The sequence below is a fragment of the Enterobacter ludwigii genome, from assembly GCA_023023105.1.
GTDB lineage: Bacteria > Pseudomonadota > Gammaproteobacteria > Enterobacterales > Enterobacteriaceae > Enterobacter > Enterobacter adelaidei.
In genome coordinates, this window is record CP083824.1 from 1,852,740 (window position 1) to 1,870,356 (window position 17,617).

At 52.8% G+C, this 17,617-nt stretch carries 17 protein-coding genes; 6 read left to right on the forward strand and 11 right to left on the reverse strand.

The genetic code is table 11. The features are described from left to right. Window positions 1-15: 15 nt before the first annotated feature. The 4 genes from LCD46_08910 to sppA all read right to left on the reverse strand — a co-directional run bounded on the left by LCD46_08910 (window position 16) and on the right by sppA (window position 5,078). Window positions 16-1,272, reverse strand: coding sequence for a glycoside hydrolase family 18 protein (locus LCD46_08910; GenBank protein UOY72409.1), 1,257 nt, complete (start codon window positions 1,270-1,272; stop codon window positions 16-18). A 218-nt stretch (window positions 1,273-1,490) separates the two neighbouring features. Then, window positions 1,491-2,132 (reverse strand): bifunctional nicotinamidase/pyrazinamidase, encoded by a 642-nt coding sequence (gene pncA, locus LCD46_08915; GenBank protein ID UOY72410.1) that lies wholly within the window; start codon window positions 2,130-2,132, stop codon window positions 1,491-1,493. Between the two features lie 9 nt (window positions 2,133-2,141). Beyond that, entirely contained in the window at window positions 2,142-3,158 is a 1,017-nt protein-coding gene (gene ansA / locus LCD46_08920) for an asparaginase (GenBank protein ID UOY72411.1), read from the reverse strand. Between the two features lie 63 nt (window positions 3,159-3,221). Further along, a complete protein-coding gene (gene sppA, locus LCD46_08925) occupies window positions 3,222-5,078 on the reverse strand; it encodes a signal peptide peptidase SppA (protein ID UOY72412.1) in 1,857 nt (618 codons plus the stop codon). Window positions 5,079-5,245: 167 nt separating this feature from the next. On the opposite strand from sppA, the gene LCD46_08930 reads away from it, so the two are divergent. The 3 genes from LCD46_08930 to LCD46_08940 all read left to right on the forward strand — a co-directional run bounded on the left by LCD46_08930 (window position 5,246) and on the right by LCD46_08940 (window position 8,869). Next, window positions 5,246-5,797, forward strand: a complete 552-nt coding sequence (locus LCD46_08930) for an NAD(P)H nitroreductase (protein UOY72413.1) — start codon at window positions 5,246-5,248, stop codon at window positions 5,795-5,797. Between the two features lie 116 nt (window positions 5,798-5,913). Next, window positions 5,914-6,957, forward strand: a complete 1,044-nt coding sequence (gene selD / locus LCD46_08935) for a selenide, water dikinase SelD (protein UOY72414.1) — start codon at window positions 5,914-5,916, stop codon at window positions 6,955-6,957. A gap of 4 nt (window positions 6,958-6,961) precedes the next feature. Then, window positions 6,962-8,869 (forward strand): DNA topoisomerase III, encoded by a 1,908-nt coding sequence (locus tag LCD46_08940; protein UOY72415.1) that lies wholly within the window; start codon window positions 6,962-6,964, stop codon window positions 8,867-8,869. 348 nt (window positions 8,870-9,217) lie between these two features. Here the strand turns inward: LCD46_08940 and LCD46_08945 are convergent, their stop codons facing one another. The 5 genes from LCD46_08945 to gdhA all read right to left on the reverse strand — a co-directional run bounded on the left by LCD46_08945 (window position 9,218) and on the right by gdhA (window position 14,126). Then, window positions 9,218-9,625, reverse strand: coding sequence for a DUF986 family protein (locus LCD46_08945; protein UOY72416.1), 408 nt, complete (start codon window positions 9,623-9,625; stop codon window positions 9,218-9,220). Next, the gene (locus tag LCD46_08950; GenBank protein UOY72417.1) at window positions 9,600-11,039 is read right to left on the reverse strand and encodes a PAAR domain-containing protein; all 1,440 of its coding nucleotides are present in this window, start codon (window positions 11,037-11,039) and stop codon (window positions 9,600-9,602) included. The genes LCD46_08945 and LCD46_08950 overlap by 26 nt, the downstream gene beginning before the upstream one ends. Before the next feature lie 102 nt (window positions 11,040-11,141). Next, window positions 11,142-11,744 carry a hypothetical protein gene (locus tag LCD46_08955; protein ID UOY72418.1) on the reverse strand — a complete coding sequence of 201 codons (603 nt, stop codon included), beginning with the start codon at window positions 11,742-11,744 and terminating at the stop codon, window positions 11,142-11,144. Between the two features lie 305 nt (window positions 11,745-12,049). After that, entirely contained in the window at window positions 12,050-12,343 is a 294-nt protein-coding gene (locus LCD46_08960) for a hypothetical protein (GenBank protein UOY72419.1), read from the reverse strand. Between the two features lie 439 nt (window positions 12,344-12,782). After that, complete coding sequence (gene gdhA / locus LCD46_08965) at window positions 12,783-14,126, reverse strand: NADP-specific glutamate dehydrogenase (GenBank protein UOY72420.1); 1,344 nt, start codon at window positions 14,124-14,126, stop codon at window positions 12,783-12,785. Window positions 14,127-14,354: 228 nt separating this feature from the next. Between gdhA and LCD46_08970 the strand changes: the two genes are divergently transcribed. Next, window positions 14,355-14,627 carry a YnjH family protein gene (locus tag LCD46_08970; protein UOY72421.1) on the forward strand — a complete coding sequence of 91 codons (273 nt, stop codon included), beginning with the start codon at window positions 14,355-14,357 and terminating at the stop codon, window positions 14,625-14,627. Here the strand turns inward: LCD46_08970 and LCD46_08975 are convergent. Next, window positions 14,587-15,003, reverse strand: a complete 417-nt coding sequence (locus LCD46_08975; GenBank protein ID UOY72422.1) for a pyrimidine (deoxy)nucleoside triphosphate diphosphatase — start codon at window positions 15,001-15,003, stop codon at window positions 14,587-14,589. The two genes, LCD46_08970 and LCD46_08975, sit on opposite strands and share 41 nt — an antisense overlap. Before the next feature lie 75 nt (window positions 15,004-15,078). On the opposite strand from LCD46_08975, the gene LCD46_08980 reads away from it, so the two are divergent. Both LCD46_08980 and LCD46_08985 read left to right on the forward strand, forming a co-directional pair. Further along, complete coding sequence (locus tag LCD46_08980; GenBank protein ID UOY72423.1) at window positions 15,079-15,648, forward strand: carboxymuconolactone decarboxylase family protein; 570 nt, start codon at window positions 15,079-15,081, stop codon at window positions 15,646-15,648. Next, complete coding sequence (locus tag LCD46_08985; protein ID UOY72424.1) at window positions 15,641-16,258, forward strand: CDP-alcohol phosphatidyltransferase family protein; 618 nt, start codon at window positions 15,641-15,643, stop codon at window positions 16,256-16,258. The genes LCD46_08980 and LCD46_08985 overlap by 8 nt, the downstream gene beginning before the upstream one ends. Here the strand turns inward: LCD46_08985 and LCD46_08990 are convergent. Continuing rightward, complete coding sequence (locus LCD46_08990) at window positions 16,255-17,562, reverse strand: sulfurtransferase (GenBank protein UOY72425.1); 1,308 nt, start codon at window positions 17,560-17,562, stop codon at window positions 16,255-16,257. The genes LCD46_08985 and LCD46_08990 overlap by 4 nt on opposite strands. Between the last annotated feature and the right edge of the window lie 55 nt (window positions 17,563-17,617).

The following is a 17,617-nucleotide window of genomic DNA, read 5'->3' on the forward strand; positions in this document are numbered from 1 at the left end:
GGCTTGATTGACTCACTACTTGTGTGGGATCCCGAGCGACTCCGCCAGCTGTTTCGCTAGCAGGTTTTCGTCGTCAGCCCCGTACTCCCAGAACATCGCCCCGGCGAGACCTTTCTCTTTGATGTAGTCCGCTTTGATTGCAACGGAACGCGGGTTCTCATAGTAAATCGCAAACAGCGCGTTGCCATCGGCACCCTTCACCGAAAGCCACGGCACTTTCGCCTGATCGTCCCAGTGCTCGGTAAAACGCTTCTGCGGATCGTTCAACAGCTTCTTCACGATATCGTTGTACTTCACGTAAGTATCTTTGGTCAGGTCGTAGCCGAGAGACTTAAATAACCCGATCTCCTGAGTCCCAAAGTACGGCTGGGTGACAGGATTTTTTTGCGCATCCGGTTTGCTCCAGTCAATACCCGGTTCAACAGAGCGTTTCGGCACGCGGCCATAGAAGCCGATCCCAAGGTTCATTTGCTGTGGCTTTAACCCGGCGGCAAGATAGTTGTTCACCACAAAATCGACGCTGTACTTGTCTGCGGCAGCCACCGTCGGCCAGGCGCTGGAATCATACAGATTGGCGTTGAAGTACTGTGTACCGTACGCCATGTCATAGGTCATCAGGTTGATGTAGTCGAGCAGGGGAGCGATGGCTTTGACATCCACCCAGTTTTTCGGACTTTCCGCATTGGCGCCTACCGCGATGGTAACCAGCTTTTTGTGCCCGAAGGCATTGCGCATCTCTTTCAGCAGGGCGGTGAAATTATCCCTGTCGGCAGGCGTACTGGCAACCAGCCCCCAGGCGCCGTTGACCGGATACTCCCAGTCGAGATCGATCCCGTCCAGACCGTATTTGTCGACAATCTCCTGTGCGGAGCGGATAAATACCGCGCGCGTTTCTTTGGTTGCCGCGGCGCCGGAGAAGCCACGCGCCCCCCAGCCGCCAACGGAGAGTAGCACTTTAAGGTTTGGATTTTGTTTTCGCAGGGCAGGGATCAGGGCCAGATCGGAAGCAACTTTTGGCGATAGCCAGATCTGATGCAATTTCGCCGGATCTTTCAGCGCGGCGTTGGTTTCGTCTTTTTCGTCGTTATAGACCAGACCGAACGAGTAGTTGAGGTGGGTGATCTGGCGAACGTCCAGTTTATTGATATCACCACCCGGTCCGGCGGTGACATCGCCACCCCCGTTAAAGTAGCCCACGGACATCAGGGGTGCGGCGGAAGCAAGTGACGCGCAAAGCAAGGGTAATGCTGCCAGCAAGGGCAAACGTTTCATACAAGTTCCTCTTTGACTTAATAAAATTAACCACGCCACGGAAAAGGCGTGGCGAAAAAACAACCTGAGGAGAATAGCATTGCCGCTTCGCTGAGGATGCGAGGGAGTTCACTTTATGGGGATTGGGGAAGAAATGCCGGGTGGCGGCTTCGCCTTACCCGGCCTACTTTCTGTGGTTTTGTAGGCCGGGTAAGCGCAGCGCCACCCGGCTTAAAAGACTACGCCTGCGTCTCGAGCCAGTCTTCGAGCGTATACAGCGTCGCGCCTTCAGCGGCCATATCCATAAACGCCTGGGCGCTGTCATGCGGCTGAATGTTCACCCCTCGGCAGCCGTCGGTGATGACGCTGACGGTATAACCTAACTGGAGCGCATCCAGCACGGTGAACTTCACGCAGTAATCCGTTGCCAGACCCAGCACGATCAGCTCCGTGATTTCGTGGTGACGTAACCACGCGTCCAGCGCTGTTTTCTGGCGATGCCCGTTATCGAAAAACGCGCTATAGCTGTCGATAGCCGAGTTTTCCCCTTTATGGAACACCGCGTCGATGGCCTTCTGATTCAGGAGCGGATGCAACGCCGCACCTTCCGTCTGCTGCACGCAGTGATCCGGCCAGAAGGTTTGCGCCAGGCCGTCAAGTTCACCCTGGCTGAACGGCTCTACGTTGTGCTGACTGGCAAAACTACCGTGATTCGCCGGGTGCCAGTCCTGGCTTGCGAGAACCGCTTCACCGCGAGCTTTGCACCAGTCAATCAGCGTATTTGCCACGTCAACGGTGCTGTCACCTTCGGCGACGGCCAGCGCACCGCCCGCGCAGAAATCATTTTGCAAATCGACCAGTAGCAGGGCGCGTTGCTTCATGAGCACTCCTTATTCGTCCGGGGTCAGTTCGCCGCGCAGGTTTTGCATCATCGCGCTGCGAATGGACTGAATGTCCAGATCCTGACTCAGTAAATAGTGAAGTTTAGTCAGCGTTGCCTCAACGGTCATATCGAAGCCGCTGATCACCCCAGCATGCGCCAGCGCGTTACCGGTGGCATAGCCGCCCATGTTGACCTTTCCGGACATACACTGGGTCAGGTTCACGACCACAATTCCGCGTTCGCTCGCTTCCTGCAACTCTTTCAGGAACTCGCCGTTCTGCGGCGCATTGCCCACGCCATAGGAGCGTAAAATTAGCGCTTTTACTGGCTGACGCAGGAAGTTGCGCACCACGTCGGCGGAGATACCCGGGTAAATGGTGACCACGCCAATCGGTTGCGGAGTAATCGGATGCACAATCAGCTCGCCGGCGGTGTTCGGTGCCGGAGGCGTTCCCAGACGACGGATATGAATACCGGCTTCCAGCAGCGGCTGCAGGTTAGGGGAGGCGAAGGCGTCAAAACCGTCGGCGTGGGCTTTAGTTGTGCGGTTGCCGCGATACAGACGGTTATTAAAGAACAGCGACACTTCGTTAATCGGGTAATTCGCCGCCACGTACAGGGAGTTAAGCAGGTTGATCTGCCCGTCAGAGCGAAGCTCCGCCAACGGGATTTGCGACCCGGTGACGATAACCGGCTTGCTCAGGTTCTCCAGCATGAAGGAGAGCGCCGAGGCGGTAAAGGCCATGGTGTCTGTACCATGCAGGATCACGAAACCGTCGTACTGGTCGTAATGGGCTTTAATGTCATCCGCGATGTGCTGCCAGTCTTCCGGCGTCATGTCGGAGGAGTCCATCAGCGGCTCGTATTCGTGGATAGTAAAGTCAGGCATTTCCGGACGGTGGAATTCTGGCATCAACGCAAGCTGACGCTGAAGGTGGCCGGAGATAGGGATATAGCCGTTTTCAGAGCGCTGCATACCGATGGTACCGCCAGTGTAGGCTACATAAATCGATTTCTTCTGCATGGTAGTGAGTTCTTGTTCTTCAAAAGAAAAAAATCCCCTCTTCGCAGGAAGAGGGGACGGTTTTTAACGGACGTTCGCGCAGGTCAGGCAAAACGCGTAACGACTCTGTGGATCGTTAAAGGCCGCGAGCTTATCGCTCTCTGCTTTCATCGCTTTGGCGGCAGTCACCACTGGCGCAGGCAGGTACGCCTGCAATGCCTCAGGCAACATGGCGCGAACCGAACCGGACATACTGTTCATCACCAGATCAAAGAACGACGGTTCATCCTGGTAATACTCAACATGCCACTGCTTGAGCTTCGCCAGCTCAGCGGCTTTCTTCACCGCGTCATCGAAGTCGCCCAGGCTGTCGACCAGGCCGTTGCTCTTCGCATCCTGACCGGTCCAGACGTGACCCTGTGCAATCTGGTCTATCTGGTCCGGCGTCTTTTTACGGGAATCTGCCACCAGAGTGATAAAGCGTTTGTAGCCATTCTCAATACTGAGCTGCATCATCTCAGAAACTTCCGGCGGCAGGGATTTGGTCACCGACACATCCGCCAGCGGAGAGGTGGCAACGCCATCGGTGTGCACACCCAACGAATCAAGGCTGTTTTCCACGGTGTTGATCACCCCGAAGATGCCAATCGAGCCGGTCAGCGTGCTTGGGTTGGCCACGATGTAGTTGGCTGGCGTTGAGATCCAGTAACCACCAGAGGCGGCCATTCCACCCATTGATACGACGACCGGCTTGCCAGCGGCACGCACTGCTGCCAGTTCAGCGCGGATCACCTCTGAAGCACTGACGCTGCCCCCAGGGCTGTTCACCCGCAGGACGATCGCTTTCACTTTCGGATCCAGGCGAGCATCGCGGATTTGTGACGCGGTAGTATCACCGCCCACGTTACCCGGGGTCTCCTGACCGTCCATGATGGCTCCGTTGGCAAACACCACGGCGACGCTGTCACCGCTGTCATCCGGCTTTTTCGTTGAGTAATCATACATGCTGATGGCGCTGTAATTTTTATCCTCTTTGCTCCAGCCAAACTGCTTGCTCAGGGATTTTTCAATCTCGGCACTCGTGCCCAGAGCATCAACCAGTTTGTTATCAAGCGCATATTTCGCGGTATCACCGTCAACCTTGCGCAGGCCGTCCAGCACACCCTGCGCGCCAGGGAACACCTGCTCAGGCGTAATCTGGCGGTTAGCGGCAACGGTGCCCAGATAGTTCTGCCACAGCTCGCCAATCCAGCGGCTGTCGGCTTCACGGGCGGCAGGGGACATATCATCGCGAATAAATGGCTCAACGGCAGATTTATAGGTACCGACGCGGAAGACGTGGGTGGTGACTTTCAGCTTGTCGAGAAGGGATTTGTAGTACAGACCATTGGTGGCAAAGCCGTGCAGATCCACCGTGCCCTGCGGGGAGAGCCAGATTTTATTAGCAAAGCTCGCCAGGTAATACTGCCCCTGGCTGTAGCTGTCCCCTACGGCAATCACCGGCTTGCCGCTGTCGCGGAATTCGCGCAGGGCTTTACCGATGTACTGCATGGATGGCTGATCGCCTCCGGCAAAATCTTTCAGATCCAGCACGATCCCCGTGATGTTACGGTCGTCTTTCGCCTGACGAATGGTATCGACAATATCAAAAAGGGAGTTTTCCTGCAGGCGGTCTGAGGTTGCGCCAAACAGCTGGCGACCAATCACGCTCAGGCGACTGCTTGTGGACGGCTTATCAACAATCACGCCGGTGATATCGAGTAATAGCGCGCCGCGCGTTGAATGCTGAGCCTGATTTGCACTGCTGATGTGCATCCAGATGCCCGCGCAAACCAGAACCAGGAAGATGAAGAAGATATTCATCACCAGGTTGCGGACGAAGTTGAGCAGTCTCCACGTCCATTTAAAGAAACCGGCAAAGATTCGCCAAAGGGTTCGCATGTATTCTCCCTAACCAGAAAATGACTGTTTCCGTCGCCACTGGACGGTAATGTTGGGTTATCGTAATGACCCAACCGCCACTTGTCAGCAGGAATCGCCTGCCAGGCTGTAACAAAATCTGCCGTCGTGTTAATTTTGTGAGTAAATTTCAAGAAAGGAGTTAACCAATGGACGCACTCGAACTGCTTGTTAACCGCCGTAGCGCCTCCCGTCTGGCCGAACCTGCCCCGGCAGGCGAGCAGCTGGAGAACATTCTGCGTGCCGGCATGCGTGCCCCGGATCATGGCACGCTGCAGCCGTGGCACTTCTTTGTGATTGAAGGCGAAGGCCGCGATCGTTTCAGTCAGCTGCTGGAGCAGGGCGCGATTGCCGCCGGACAGGATGAGAAAGGTATCGACAAGGCGCGCAGTGCCCCGTTCCGCGCACCGATGATCATCGCCGTCGTGGCAAAATGCCAGCCAGACCATAAAGTGCCGGTCTGGGAACAGGAAATGTCCGCAGGCTGTGCGGTGATGGCGATGCAAATGGCTGCCGTCGCGCAAGGGTTTAACGGTATCTGGCGCACCGGTGCATTAACCGAAAGCCCGGTGGTTCGTGACGGTTTTGATTGCGGTGAGCATGACAAAATTGTCGGTTTCCTCTACCTCGGCACTCCACAGCTTAAAGCCTCCAGCACCATCAGCGTGCCGGACACCACGCCTTTCGTCAGCCGTTTCTGATAACGCACGCTAAACTGTCTGGATTCTGAGCATCTGCCGCAGAATTCAGACAGTCATACTTACCTCTTTATGGAATGAGCGCTACCATAGCGCGATTGAGATGACAGGAGACGTCCATGAGCGAGCAAACCATTCGTTTAACGCAGTACAGCCACGGAGCCGGTTGCGGTTGTAAAATTTCCCCGAAAGTGCTGGAGACCATCCTGCACAGTGAACAGGCGAAGTTTGTCGACCCGAACCTGCTTGTTGGCAATGAAACGCGCGACGATGCTGCAGTTTATGACTTAGGTAACGGCACCAGCATTATCAGTACCACCGACTTCTTTATGCCGATTGTCGACAATCCGTTCGATTTTGGGCGCATTGCGGCCACCAACGCCATCAGCGATATTTTCGCCATGGGCGGTAAGCCGATTATGGCGATTGCCATTCTGGGCTGGCCGATCAACACCATCCCGCCGGAAGTTGCCCGCGAGGTGATCGAGGGTGGGCGTTTTGCCTGCCAGCAGGCGGGGATTGCGCTGGCCGGCGGTCACTCGATTGATGCGCCTGAGCCTATTTTTGGCCTCGCCGTCACTGGCGTGGTTCCTACTGAACGCGTGAAGCGCAACAGCACTGCGCAGGCAGGCTGCAAACTGTTCCTTACCAAGCCGCTGGGCATTGGCGTACTCACTACCGCTGAGAAAAAATCCCTGCTCAAACCGGAGCACAAAGGGCTGGCAACGGAAGTCATGTGCCAGATGAACCTCGCCGGTGCGGCTTTCGCCAACATTGACGGCGTGAAGGCGATGACTGACGTGACCGGCTTTGGTCTGTTGGGACATCTTTCCGAGGTCTGTCAGGGGGCGGGCGTGCAGGCGCAGGTCTGGTATCAGGATGTGCCGAAGCTGCCGGGCGTGGAAGAGTATATTGCTCAGGGCGCGGTTCCGGGCGGTACGCAGCGCAACTTCGCCAGCTATGGTCATTTGATGGGCGAGATGCCTGAAGAATGGCGTAACCTGCTGTGCGATCCGCAAACCTCTGGCGGCCTGCTGCTGGCGGTCACACCGGAATCCGAAGCAGAGGTACAGGCGACTGCCGCCGAGTTTGGTATTACCCTGACGGCGATCGGTGAGCTGGTGACCGCGCGCGGTGGTCGACCGATGATTGAGATCCGTTAATTCGATGCGGTTGTTTATTGCCGAAAAGCCGAGTCTGGCGCGAGCCATCGCCGATGTGCTACCTAAACCGCATCGCAAAGGCGATGGCTTTATCGAATGTGGCAACGGGCAGGTGGTCACCTGGTGTATTGGTCACCTGCTTGAGCAGGCGCAGCCGGATGTCTACGACAGCCGCTATGCCCGCTGGAATCTGAACGATCTGCCCATTGTGCCAGATAAATGGCGCCTGCAACCCCGGCCTTCGGTCACCAAACAGCTCAACGTGATCAAGCGCTTCCTGCATGAGGCCACTGAAATCGTCCACGCGGGTGACCCGGACAGAGAAGGGCAACTGTTGGTCGATGAAGTGCTGGACTATCTGGAACTGGCACCGGAAAAGCGTCAGCAGGTGCAGCGTTGCCTGATTAACGACCTCAACCCACAGGCCGTTGAACGAGCGATCTCCCGTCTGCGCGCCAACAGCGAGTTTATCCCACTGTGCGTCTCCGCGCTGGCCCGCGCCCGTGCGGACTGGCTGTACGGGATTAACATGACCCGTGCGTATACCATTCTTGGGCGTAACGCGGGTTATCAGGGCGTGCTCTCTGTGGGCCGTGTGCAAACGCCGGTGTTGGGGCTTGTTGTGCGTCGCGACGAGGAGATTGAGAACTTTGTCGCCAAAGATTTCTTTGAAGTGAAAGCGCATATCGTCACGCCTAAAGACGAACGCTTTACCGCTGTCTGGCAGCCGAGCGATGCCTGTGAGTCGTATCAGGACGAAGAGGGGCGACTGCTGCACCGTCCGCTGGCGGATCATGTGGTTAACCGCATTACAGGTCAGCCGGCTATCGTTACCAGCTATAACGATAAACGGGAATCAGAACCGGCACCATTGCCGTTCTCGCTATCAGCCCTGCAGATTGAGGCCGCGAAGCGCTTTGGCCTCAGCGCGCAGAACGTGCTGGACATCTGCCAGAAGCTCTACGAAACCCACAAGCTGATCACCTATCCGCGTTCGGATAGTCGTTATTTGCCGGAAGAGCATTTTGCCGTACGTCATTCGGTGATGAACGCCATTAGCGTCCACGCGCCGGATCTGCTGCCGCAACCGGCGGTGAACCCGGATACCCATAACCGCTGCTGGGACGATAAAAAGGTGGATGCTCACCATGCGATTATCCCGACGGCGCGCGCCAGCAACGTCAATCTGACCGATAACGAAGCGAAGGTTTATAACCTGATTGCCCGTCAGTACCTGATGCAGTTCTGCCCGGACGCGGTGTTCCGCAAGTGCGTTATTGAGCTGGAGATTGTCAAAGGCAAGTTTGTCGCCAAAGCGCGTTTCCTTGCAGAAGCAGGCTGGCGTACGCTGTTGGGGAACAAAGAGCGTGATGAAGAGAACGACGGCACGCCGCTGCCTGTCGTCGCCAAAGATGACGAACTGCTGTGTGAGAAGGGCGAAGTGGATGAACGTCAAACCCAGCCGCCACGCCATTTCACGGATGCGACGCTGCTTTCAGCCATGACGGGAATAGCCCGTTTTGTGCAGGATAAAGATCTGAAGAAGATCCTGCGCGCAACCGATGGATTGGGTACCGAAGCAACGCGTGCAGGTATTATAGAACTGCTGTTTAAGCGCGGTTTTCTGGAGAAAAAAGGGCGTTACATCCATTCAACGGAACCCGGACGCGCACTGATTCATTCGCTGCCTGAGCTGGCGGCAAGGCCAGACATGACGGCGCACTGGGAGTCCGTGCTGACGCAAATCAGCGAAAAGCAGTGCCGCTATCAGGACTTTATGCAGCCGCTGGTGGGGACGCTTTATCAGCTGATCGATCAGGCGCGCAGCACGCCGGTGAAGCGGTTCCGAGGGATGGTTGCGCCAGGTGCTGGCGCGAAGAAACCCTTTAAAAAGAAGAAGAGTGCGGCCTGACACACGGTTTTTCTCCCTCTTCCGGTGGGAGAGGGCTGGGGTAGAATAAATACCCTATTTAAAATTATTATAAAATAACTGATTAGAGAGTAATTTCTTTGGTCAGTTTTTTTACGTTCAAAGAAAAGTTCAAATTCCAAAAGGACAAACACCCTCCTTTTCTGATTTATGCAGATTATTGCATAAACAGCATTCCGCGTTTAACTTCATCTACACAAAAATTGTTTATTAGTTGTGCTAACACATCCAAGGAAGATTTATGTCACCCGAATCTATCACGACGGTCTACGCCACTCTATGAGTGGCGTCAGACTGCTTGTTGATGCAAGCATGGCTTTTCATCGGGTTTTAGTTAAAAATAACAAATGAAGGGATCATAAATAGAAACCCCAATATAAATAAGGCAATAAATAACTTAAATCCTATTGTATACTTGAACGGTAATCCCCTTATGAAATCATATGCATCTCTTGACATATCATGATTTGATATTCGATTGTAAGGGAAGATCAGACTCTCGAAAATAAAACCTATCTTTGCAAAATATGCACCCGGCGTAGCAATTAGGCTCGCATGTTTTGACATTGCAGCAGTAACAGGTAGTGTTCCAAATTTCGCAGTATAGAGTGTCACTATTTTTTTATATTGTCTTTCGTTATATATAGCTAACAGCAATGTTAATATTAATAAAATCATACCAATACCAAACATATACCCAGCTATTTCTTTACTATTTTCCATCAAATAATTTTTCATATATTATTTCTCCTCCTAAAAATTCCCCTGCTTTTTCCCCTGAATCCTGTGCAAAATCCCCTCCCGCGATGGAGGCTCCAATACCAGTAACCAGGCACAATCCTGCGCCTATGCCCCCAGCTTCCGCTGTAACAAGTCCTAAAGCCCACAGGCAGACGCTGCGGGCCGCCCAACCAGCAATTCCTCCTGCTGCATAAGAAACAACCTGCTTACCTCCAAACTTTCCGTACTCTACTAATGCCGCTTTCTTACATGCATCTTTGCGGCCTTTGGAACATGCATCATAAACGTTTGATGAATAGCTGGCAAAGTCCAAACCAATTCCAACATAACCAACATTACGCATTACCTTTATCAGTTTTGCAGAATTTTCTATATATGTTGCATATCCTTCTATATCATCAATGCCAGTTTGATCCCACTTATGCATAATGGAGCTAGTGGACAAACCTAATGATTTTTTAATGCTGTCATATTGAGCCAATCCTAAATGTGATTTAGTATAGCGATTCAATATTACATCCAATTTATTAAACAACCGCTGACGCTGACCCAAAAACTCCTGCCCGGAAATTATTCCGTGATTAGAGCTGTATGTGTCCTGGTAAAGTTTTTGTATTTCTTTTAATGTGTTATTTATTTCTTCATAATAGGCACCACCTAATTCACTGGCATAGCCTAGTGTATTGCTCGATACTCCTAATGCTGAGTTAAATATTTGTGATGAAAAAATGTCAACAGCGGCCCTGTTATCATGCAATAACCTGGCTTCATCAAGGGTGAGAGGTCCAAGTGCGGCATCAATTCGATCCCTGGCCTTTTCCATTGTTTTTATCTGTTCTGCATCCTGCTTTTCAGGGTCAACGACAAGCAGTATTGAACCAGGCTGTTTCTTGCGTTCTGGATTCAACTTCCTGAACAGCTCTGTTGTACCCGCTGGTGGTTTAACGAAAAACCACGGCTCATATGAGGATGGTGTAGCACCAAACTTGAGAACACAGAAGCCAGCATCAACAGGAACGCGTGGTTCCTCTTTTGGCACCACTGGAATGGTTGCTGGTGCTGGTTTAGGCGCTTGTGGTGCTGGAGCAGGTTTAGGTACCGCGACAGGTGCAGCGGCTAGTTTAGGTTGTGAATCAAAATCGTATGTATCATTCCAGTTTGAAAGTATGAAGCGACAACGACATGAGCAAGTTCCCCTGCTGTGAAGCGTACCCGCCGCAGCTACACCATGAATCGTGTAATTAGGAATCCCACCTGCGATGTGATAGACCTTACCATCAGCACCGCATATATACTTATCCCCATTCCTTGCCGTTGCTCGGCCATAGAACGTATGGTTTTCACACCCTGAGATAATGTGTCCACCGCAAGTGGTTTTATCACCAATCACCAAAAAGTATCCTGTAGCCATTTTATACCTCAACTATTTATTTACATTAAGAATTGTATATAACCATTTATTATCTGTAGGTGACCATATTGATGATACATTCAATAGCTCACCCAATACATTTTACTTGTCTACTGTTTTAGTCGCATTTAATGCATTGAACGCTTGTTCTTCTATATATTTATCGTCGTTATTATTTATCGTCTCAAGATAATCAACATACTTTGGTTCGATTATTATTTTTTCATCCCAACATTTCAAAAAACTGTTTTGCAAATCCTCACTAAATCTAAATATCACATTATCTTCCTTTTCAATTAATGAATTGACATCAAATGCTTCTGAGAAGAATGATTGTGAAAGCCAGCCATTTTTATTTATTAATTGTTTTTCATTACTCACCCAAAAGCCAAATGAAAAATTAAAATGATATTTCTCCTTTTCTGTAATTGCTTTGCTATCCAGCATCATTTCTTCGATATTGAAATCATTTAATGGATACACTTTCCAGTCAGCACCATGTTTGTTCATATGTTTGATACTAATTTCAGCATCAAGGCGAGAGACATAGACGACAATCCCTTCATTGCCTTCGGCGCTGGCCCACAATGGACGCATCCACTTCTTAATATTCCTTTGTTCATCTACGATTTCAACTAACTCAGCAGCGACCCATAAATGAATCTTATTTAAATACTTGAGTTTACCATCTGGTTTATAAAGCAATATTTTTCCATGATACCTGCCTTTTAGAATGAAGCGGAGAACATAAAAATTACTGTGTTATCAGTTCTGTGACAGATATCGTATTTTTATGGATAAAAGTTCAAATGCGCATTTTTACCCCTCTTTCCTATTCGCTGTAATTATAAAAAAGAGGAGTTTATTCATTGCTGCTATTTAATTAAAGGAATTAGCTTGGCGTCCCAAACCATCACGGCCTCCATTTTTCTTCAAAATAGTCATAGCGGTCATAATGCTTTGAGGATATGTCATTTTTACAATGGTTCTGAATACGATCACGGATTTCTTTATGTTCCATTTTTTTCTTTCTCAAGATACCGTGCTTTTTTCTGCTCATACCAGATATCAGGGAAAATATAAGAGCTGTCAGGATAACGCTTACACATTTCATCTATCAGCGCGATAGCCGAATCACATAAAGCGAGGTGATACCACTCCTTAGTTTTCCGGGCCCCACGGTCGTAATACTGCTTCTCCGCGCCCATAAGCTCATACGGACGCTGACCGCAGCAGAAGAAAGCCAGCTCTATAAAAACGCTCAAATCGGAGGTGAAGTGGTTTCCTGAGCGAGCATCTTTCATTAGCTTGCCTGGTTCGTCAAAATCAAGAAAGCGATTCCCTATATATGCCTCACACTCCATCACAGGGATCGGCGTTACGGGCTTAAACGGTATATCAAATTTTAAGTTAACTGTTTCGCACTCAATAGATTTGTCACAGCGCATACCATAGCCAAAAAGAGTGGAGAGATGGGATCGGACTTTTTCGAGATAAATGTGGGATTCATCTTATTCAGTTCCTTGCATAAGTTGTGCTATACGTTCAGAGTTCAAAAATTAGTTCAAATAAACTGTTTCTTAAACAAGGGTGTATTGACCATTTTTATTTAAGCAAGCGATTAAAGTCGTTGTTAATCAATGAATTAAGAGTTAAGCTCTCTCGTATTAACTTCAATTTATTTGACTGTTCAACCTGTGGGAGAGGGCCGGGGTGAGGGCACCCGGCCGCACGATATAAAGCTTAAATCACACCCTGCCCAATCATTGCATCCGCCACCTTAACGAATCCGGCAATATTCGCGCCGCGCACGTAGTTGGTTTGCGATGCCTCACCGCCGTACTCCACACACGCATGGTGAATATCCAGCATGATATGGTGCAGACGCGCATCCACTTTCTCTGCTTTCCAGCCGAGACGTGCGGCGTTTTGCGCCATCTCAAGGCCTGATGTCGCCACGCCACCCGCGTTCGCGGCCTTACCCGGTGCAAACAAAACGCCTGCTTCCAGGAACAGATCGGTCGCTTCGATGGTGGTCGGCATATTCGCGCCTTCAGCCACCGCCTTCACGCCGTTGCTAATCAGCGTGCGTGCGGCGTCGACGTCCAGTTCGTTTTGCGTGGCACACGGCAGGGCGATATCCACCGGCACGCCCCACGGCTGCTTGCCTTCCAGCCAGGTCAGGCCAAATTCCCGGGCATAGTCCGCCAAGCGCCCGTCGCGGCTGGCTTTGATCTCACACAGGCGCGCCAGCTTCTCAGCCGTAAAGCCCGCGTCATCCACCACCGTACCGCCGGAGTCAGAGGCGGTCACCACGCGAGCGCCAAACTGCATTGCTTTCTCAATTGCGTACTGCGCCACGTTGCCGGAGCCCGATACCGCGACGCGCATGCCTTCGAAGCCTAAGCCGTGACGCTTGAGCATGGCTTCGGTGAAGTAAACCAGGCCGTACCCGGTCGCTTCCGGGCGGATCAGACTTCCGCCAAACGACAGACCTTTGCCGGTAAAGACGCAGGCGCTGTTGTTGGAGAGTTTTTTCATCATTCCGGCCATAAAGCCCACTTCTCGGCCACCCACGCCGATATCTCCCGCCGGGACGTCGGTGTCCGGACCAAGATGGCGATAGAGTTCGGTCATCAGCGCCTGACAGAAACGCATCACTTCGCCTTCGCTTTTGCCTTTCGGGTCGAAATCACTTCCGCCTTTACCTCCGCCCATTGGCAGGGTGGTCAGCGCATTTTTAAACGTCTGCTCAAAGCCAAGGAATTTCAGGATCGACAGGTTCACCGAAGGATGGAAGCGCATCCCACCTTTGAACGGGCCGATGGCAGAGTTGAACTGCACGCGCCACGCGCGGTTGACCTGGACCTGATTGCGGTCATCCACCCAGGTCACGCGGAACTGGATCACGCGCTCTGGCTCTACGAGGCGCTCAAGCAGAGACATCTGACGATAACGCGGGTTTTCTTCAAGGAAGGGCCACAGAGTGGTCATCACTTCACGTACGGCCTGCGCAAACTCACTCTGATGCGGGTCGCGCTGTTGAACATGGGTAAGGAAACTTTCCAGAGAGCGTGTCTGATCCATAGATATAAGAACCCCTTATGGCATTTTATGATTATTGCTTATGCGATTTGTGTTGTTTTTTTGACTATACCACCCGCACTGGTTTGTCAGGCAAGCAGAAATTCATGCGGAAAGGGAAATTAATCATACGCAGCGCGTCATAACAAAAAGCGATGACGAGATAAATTAAAGGTTCTGCTTCGGTTAACCGTTATAGTTGTTAACAGGACACAACAGGAAGACAAGTCTATGAACCGTTATGTGACGATCGCGTTATGTTTGATGTTTACCGCAGGCGCTCAGGCTGACCGCATTCGCCCGGATGTCCAGGTCAATGTGCCGCCGGAGGTCTTTAGCTCCAGCGGCCAAAGTTCCCAGCCCTGTAATCAGTGCTGCATCTATCAGGATCAGAACTATTCGGAAGGGGCTGTGGTGAAGGCGGATGGCGTCCTGTTGCAGTGCCAGCGCGATGAGCGCACGATTAGCACGAACCCGCTGGTCTGGCGTCGCGTAAAACAATAAAGGCTTCCAGCAGGGGAATATCCGCGGGGGCCAGGGCGTAGCCGAACGCCTCTTCAGGCGTACACCACACCAGCGCGCTGTGGTAGTGCGCCGTCAGCTCACCGCTAAACGCGGGAACGTGCCAGGCATGAAGGTTGATTAACCGCTGCGAAACTTCCCGCTGATGGCTTGCCACATACTGCCCCGGCTGGGCCTGAATACCGAGCTCCTCCCACAACTCACGGACAAGCGCCTCGGGTTGCGTCTCTCCGGCTTCAACTTTTCCACCAGCGAATTCCCACATACCGGGTTGGTCAGCATGGGCCGGGCGCTGCGCGAGTAAAATTTTATGGTCTTTTTCGATGATTGCCGCAACGACATCGACTGTTTTAAGCATGGTCGTCAATACTTGAAAGCGAAAACCACCATATTATCTTGCCCTTTGTCAGAGTCCAGTCATCAGGAGAATCAGGTGAAAGAAACCTCCACCTGGGTAGCGCCCATCTCAACCCTTCCGGCGAGTTTAAAACCGATTGCCGCCATGCAGAAAAAACACTTCGGTGTCGTGCTTAACCCCACGCGATGGTGGGGGCGTATGCCGCGTCTTTTCTGGCTGGTGGCGCTGTTTGTCGGTTTCCTCGAACGGCGTCATGCACGCCTGACGCCCGTGCTGCGCTCGCTGCTGATGACGCGGGTGTCGCAGATATGCCACTGTGCTTTTTGTATTGATGCCAACAGTCTGCGCCTTGCCGAACGCGTGGGCGCGCTGGATAAAGTCCAGGCCGTCAGCCACTGGCGTGACTCCGCGCTTTTCAATGAGCAGGAGCGCGCGGCGCTGGCCTACGCTGAGGCTGTTACCGCCACGCCGCCGCAGGTGGATGAGACGCTCAAACGCGACCTCAAACGTCTTTTCACCGATGAGACGATTACCGAAATGACGGCACTGGTTGCGTTTCAAAATCTCTCCGCCCGCTTCAACGCCGCTCTCGATATCCCGGCGCAGGGACTGTGCGACACGCTAAAAGGAAAGCCGCATGCTTGATCGACATATCCATCCACGGGTAAAGCCCGCCCTTAACCGGCTGGCGGCCTGGCTGGATAAACCCGGTATTACGCCCGACGGATTAACCGTGGCCGGGTTTGTCGTGGGCGTGCTGGCGCTACCGTTTCTGGCCCTCGGTTGGTATCTTGCCGCGCTTGTCGCCATCGTATTTAACCGCCTGCTGGATGGTCTGGACGGCGCGCTGGCACGGAGGAGAGGGCTGACGGATGCTGGAGGCTTTCTCGATATCGCTCTCGATTTTCTGTTCTATGCCCTGGTGCCGTTTGGCTTTGCACTGGCAGCTCCCGAAGAGAATGCGCTGGCCGCCGCCTGGCTGCTGTTCGCCTTTATCGGCACCGGCAGCAGCTTTCTGGCCTTTGCCGCGCTGGCGGCGAAACACGATATCGACAACCCGGGCTACGCGCACAAATCGTTTTATTACATCGGTGGTTTAACAGAAGGGACAGAGACCATTGCGCTGTTTGTACTGTGCTGCCTGTTTCCGGCGCACTTTACGCTTTTCGCGTGGGTATTCGGCGCGTTGTGCTGGCTGACCACCACAACGCGCATCTGGAGCGGTTATGTGACGTTGAAGTCACTCAATTCTTAGAGGGAACTCTCGGGCCCGCGCTCGCCGGTTGAGACCGGGTTTTGCGGGTGGCTGCTCCATTCGTACCAGCCGCCGTCATAGACGGCGACGTTCTTCCAGCCCATCGCCCGGGCGTACATAAAGGTCTCAGAGGCTCGCCAGCCGGTACCGCAGTAAAATGCGACATGCTGTTCCGGCAGGATATTCCAGCTTTTCCACATGCTGGCGATGTCGTCGGCGCTACGCATGGTGCCATCCGGGTTATGGAAATCCTCCATGTGAGTGGCGTCGCTTCCGCCATGACCCCAGCGGGCACCGGCAATTTCACCTTTCGGTTTGATGTAGCTATAGCCGCTGGTTTCGCCAATAAACTCCGGCCACGAGCGAATGCTGACCAGCGAGGCATCCTTGCGATGCAACATCCCGCGCGCCTGCTCCATATCCACCATCAGCTGCGGCTGACCGGGGATCGGCGCACCAAAATCAGCGGCAGGTTTCACCTCTGCAGGCATACCGCGTTCGACGGGCAGACCCGCATCTGACCACGCTTTCCAGCCACCATCGAGAATACGGACATCCTTCACACCTGCATACAGCATAATCTGCGCCACGCGCGCGGCAGCATACACATCACGGCCATACAAAATGACCGTGGTGTCATGACGGATACCGTGCTTTGCCAGCATCGCTTTTAGCTTGTCGTCAGAGACTTTGTTCCACAGCGGCTCGCTTTCCACTTCGTTGGTGTCGATGTAGCCCGCACCGGGAATGTGATTCAGCAGATAAAACTTCGGCGCACCCCAGGCAGCTTCGATCACTTTCCAGCCTCCCGCCGGAGCGGCAGTGACGGGTGTACCCTGCTGGAGCTGGTGTATCCACTGCGGGTAGACGAGTTGCTCGAAGTGAGGCAGGCGCTGTAGACGAGCAGGCGTTTGCAGGGCATCGCTGAGAAGCGAAACATGAGTGTATCCGGCTTTCTCCAGACGGGCTTTCACGGCCTGGTTTGTGTTATCGCCGCCGTAGAGTGCGAGGGAGGTTGCGGGCGTAAGGTGATGCTGTTTTGCCCAGATAGCAATCTGCTCGTCGCTCATTGCGTCAAGCCAGGAGGCTGAAAGATTGAGCGCGGCAGGTTCATGGCCGGAGGTGCCGCTTAGCGACTGTGGCCAGCCGTTATAAAAGGCGCTGGCACGGGTGTCGATCACCGCACCGTGCTGTTCCTGAAGCTGAGACAGCGTCATTGTGTCAGGCATTTCAGCCGCCAGAGAGGAAAGGGAAGCGAGGCTGCAAAACAGAGCCAGCGCGGTCAGTTGAGAAACACGTTTCATCGTATAACCTGACGTCAGTAAAAGAGGGGGGCATTGTCGTCTCTCCCGAAATGTA